5 protein-coding genes are annotated in these 3,109 nt (G+C 71.8%); 1 reads left to right on the forward strand and 4 read right to left on the reverse strand.

Features of this window, described 5'->3' with window-relative positions:
• The coding region (locus IE249_RS36825) for an amidase family protein (protein ID WP_268249678.1) at positions 1 to 225 on the forward strand (225 nt) is incomplete at its 5' end.
• 16 nt (positions 226 to 241) lie between these two features.
• Here IE249_RS36825 and IE249_RS10105 read toward each other — a convergent pair.
• The 4 genes from IE249_RS10105 to IE249_RS10120 all read right to left on the reverse strand — a co-directional run bounded on the left by IE249_RS10105 (position 242) and on the right by IE249_RS10120 (position 3,090).
• Positions 242 to 724: a GNAT family N-acetyltransferase gene (locus tag IE249_RS10105; protein WP_189704432.1), complete on the reverse strand. Its 483-nt coding sequence runs from the start codon at positions 722 to 724 to the stop codon at positions 242 to 244.
• A gap of 54 nt (positions 725 to 778) precedes the next feature.
• Positions 779 to 952 carry a hypothetical protein gene (locus tag IE249_RS10110; protein ID WP_189704433.1) on the reverse strand — a complete coding sequence of 58 codons (174 nt, stop codon included), beginning with the start codon at positions 950 to 952 and terminating at the stop codon, positions 779 to 781.
• A gap of 327 nt (positions 953 to 1,279) precedes the next feature.
• On the reverse strand, positions 1,280 to 1,516 hold the full coding sequence (locus tag IE249_RS10115; RefSeq protein WP_189704434.1) for a hypothetical protein: 237 nt from the start codon (positions 1,514 to 1,516) through the stop codon (positions 1,280 to 1,282).
• A 74-nt stretch (positions 1,517 to 1,590) separates the two neighbouring features.
• Positions 1,591 to 3,090, reverse strand: coding sequence for an SDR family NAD(P)-dependent oxidoreductase (locus tag IE249_RS10120; protein ID WP_189704435.1), 1,500 nt, complete (start codon positions 3,088 to 3,090; stop codon positions 1,591 to 1,593).
• Between the last annotated feature and the right edge of the window lie 19 nt (positions 3,091 to 3,109).

Raw genomic sequence — 3,109 nt, forward strand, 5'->3', positions numbered from 1 at the left:
CTGCGCAATGTGCTCGCCAACACCAACTACTCGCCCATGACGCCGCCGTGGAACCTGACGGGCTGGCCCGCGATGTCGGTCCCGTTCGGCACGCTGCCCTCGGGGGCGCCGTGCGCGGTGCAGTTGGTGGGACGCCCCGGTTCGGAGGCGGCGCTGCTGGATCTGGCCGAGCAGATCGAGCGGCTGAGCCCGTGGCGGCGGACGGCCGGCCTCGACGAGAGCTGAGAGGGCCGGCTGCGAGCTACAGCGCCCTGTACATGATGTGCAGGCCCACGAGCCCGTGCCGGGGGTGTTCGAAGGCCTCCGGCACGGTGCCGAGGATCCTGAAGCCGAGGGAGGTCCACAGCCGGACGGCCGGGTTGGTCTCGACGACGGCGTTGAAGACCATGCCGCGGTAGCCCTGGGCCGCCGCGGCGGCGAGGACGTGCTCGGCCAGGGCGCGGCCCGCGCCGCGGCCGGAGTGGTCGGGGTCGACCATGAAGCCCGCGTTGGCGATCCTCGCCGCGGGGCCGCCGTAGTTGGGGGTGACGTAGGCGGAGCCGATGACGCGGCCGGTGTCGTCCTCGGCCACGTACACGCGTTTGGCGGGGTCCATCCACAGGGACCGGGCGTCCTCCTCGGAGGTGTCCGGGTCCCAGGCGTAGGTGTCGGCGGCGGCGACGATGCGGTGCCAGAAGGGCCAGATTCGCGGCCAGTCCCCGGCCGCGGCTTCTCTGATCGGCATGGGCGTGAGTCTCGCACGCCCATGCGTCGGCGATCGCGAGTTCCTGCCGGCCGGTCAGTCGACGCTGGGCAGGATGTGCGGCTCGGCGAGGTCCTCCTCGTAGCCCGCGAGGCGGATCGGGGCCGAACGGGCCCACACATCGAGGCTGCCGAGGTCTCCGGGCCGCCGGCCCGCGCGCTCCGAGCGTTCCTTGGGGCGCTGATCGCGATTCGTCTTCTCCGGTGTCACCGCGCACTCCTTATGTGTCGGTCACCCTCGGGGCGCCCTCGGCCGGTCTGCGTTCCGGCACCTGACGCCCGTTCGGGACTTTGTCATCGGCGGGTCGGACGCGGTGGCGCCGGCTACTGAGGTACGGGCGGGTCGTGGTGCACCCGCTCGCCCCGGGACGGACCATGGGTGTGGATGGAACCCCTTGGTGCTGTCCGTCGACTCCAGATTAACCAAATGAGCGGCCCCCCGCTCGATGGGGCTGCAAAGAGCTGGTAACTATCTGGAGTCAGACGTGTTGACTGGGTCGCATATGACCCGATTCATCACTCGGACGACTCAGACGACTCAGGGGAAGAGCGCGATCCCCACGAGGATCAGCAGGATGACGCCGACGACGAAGGCGACCGTGCCCCACGTACCGCTGTGCCGCAGCGAGAAGGTGCCGGGCTCACTGCCGCGCGGCCGGTCCTCGGGCAGGTCCGTCTGCTCGGGGCGGTCGCCGGCGTAGAACTCCTCGTCGCTGCGGTAGACGTTGCGCGGGTCGTCGGAGCTGCGTGGATCGATGAAATCGGACCTTGGCATGGCAACTCCCGGTGCGCGCTTGCTCCGCGGGGCGGAGCCGGCGGCGGCCTTGGCCGCGGGTGAGGGAGCGGCCCTCACCACTTCCCGGGCGCGTAGTCCTTGAGGAAGACGCCGTAGAGGTCTTCGCCCTGCTCACCGCGCACAATCGGATCGTATACCCGGGCCGCGCCGTCGACCAGGTCGAGCGGGGCGTGGAAGCCGGCCTCGGCGAGGCGGACCTTGTCGGGGTGCGGGCGCTCGTCGGTGATCCAGCCGGTGTCGACGGCCGTCATCAAGATGCGGTCCTTGTCGAACATCTCCTGGGCGCTGGTGCGGGTCAGCATGTTGAGGGCGGCCTTGGCCATGTTGGTGTGCGGATGGCCGGCGCCCTTGTAGCCGCGGCCGAAGACGCCCTCCATGGCGGAGACGTTCACGATGTACGTCCGCCGGGCCGGGGAGGCCGCCATCGCCGGGCGCAGCCTGCTGATCAGGATGAAGGGCGCCGTGGAGTTGCACAGCTGGACCTCCAGCAGTTCCACGGGCGTGACCTCCTCCACCGTCTGGATCCAGCTGTTGGTGTCGTGCAGGTCGGGGACCAGGCCGCCCGCGTCGATCGCCGTGCCGGCCGCGATGCGCTCCAGGGAGGCGGAGCCGGAGACCAGCGCGAGGTCGGTGACGTCCTGTGCGGTGAGCGCGCCGCCGCCCGCGACGGGCAGCTCGGCGACCGCGCCGGAGCCGAAGGTGCCGATGACCTCGGCGGCGGGCAGCTCACCGGCGGGCAGCGGGGCCGACTCGGCGGCGACCAGTTCGCTGTACGCCTGCGGGGAGCGCCGTACCGTCTGCGCCGCGTTGTTGATCAGGATGTCCAGCGGGCCCTCGGCGGCCACCGAGTCGGCGAGGGCGACGACCTGCGCGGGGTCGCGCAGGTCGATGCCGACGATCTTCAGCCGGTGGATCCACCGGTCGCTGTCGGGCTGGGCCTTGAAGCGCCGGATCGCGTCGCCCGGGAAGCGCGTGGTGATGGTGGTGTGGGCGCCGTCGCGCAGCAGCCGCAGCGCGATGTACATGCCGATCTTGGCGCGGCCGCCGGTGAGCAGGGCGCGCTTGCCGGTGAGGTCGGCGCGGGCGTCGCGGCGGGCGCGGTTCGCGGCGGCGCAGCCCGGGCAGAGCTGGTGGTAGAAGTAGTCGACCTCGACGTAGCGCTGCTTGCAGGTGTAGCAGGAGCGCGGCCGCTGGAGTATGCCCGCGATCTGGCCCTCGGTGGTCGTGGAGGAGGGCAGGACGCCCTCGGTCTCGTCGTCGATGCGGCTCGCGGAGCCGGTCGCGGTGGCCTCGGTGACGGCCCGGTCGTGGGCGGTCTTGGCGGCCCGGCGCTCCTGACGGCGGCGCTGCTTGACCGTGCGGTAGATGTGCGAGGTGGCCCGGCGCACCGCGACGGCGTCCGGGTGGTCGACCTCGATGCCGCCGAGCTCCTCCAGCACGCTGAGGCACACGGCGAGGCGCTCGGGGTCGATGCCCGGCCCGTACGCCATCTCGCCGCCCGGCCCGGGCACCACCGCGTCCATGGCCGTGGAGCCGCCGTCTGTCACCGTCATCGCGCTGCCGTTCCCTGGT

It is taken from the genome of Streptomyces anandii JCM 4720, assembly GCF_014650655.1.
Classification (GTDB): Bacteria; Actinomycetota; Actinomycetes; order Streptomycetales; family Streptomycetaceae; genus Streptomyces; species Streptomyces anandii.

Coding starts and splice junctions, on each gene's coding strand:
- IE249_RS10105 (WP_189704432.1), bottom strand. CDS start 724: ATGCCGATCAGAGAAGCCGCGGCCGGGGACTGGCCGCGAATCTGGCCC.
- IE249_RS10115 (WP_189704434.1), bottom strand. CDS start 1,516: ATGCCAAGGTCCGATTTCATCGATCCACGCAGCTCCGACGACCCGCGC.
- IE249_RS10120 (WP_189704435.1), bottom strand. CDS start 3,090: ATGACGGTGACAGACGGCGGCTCCACGGCCATGGACGCGGTGGTGCCC.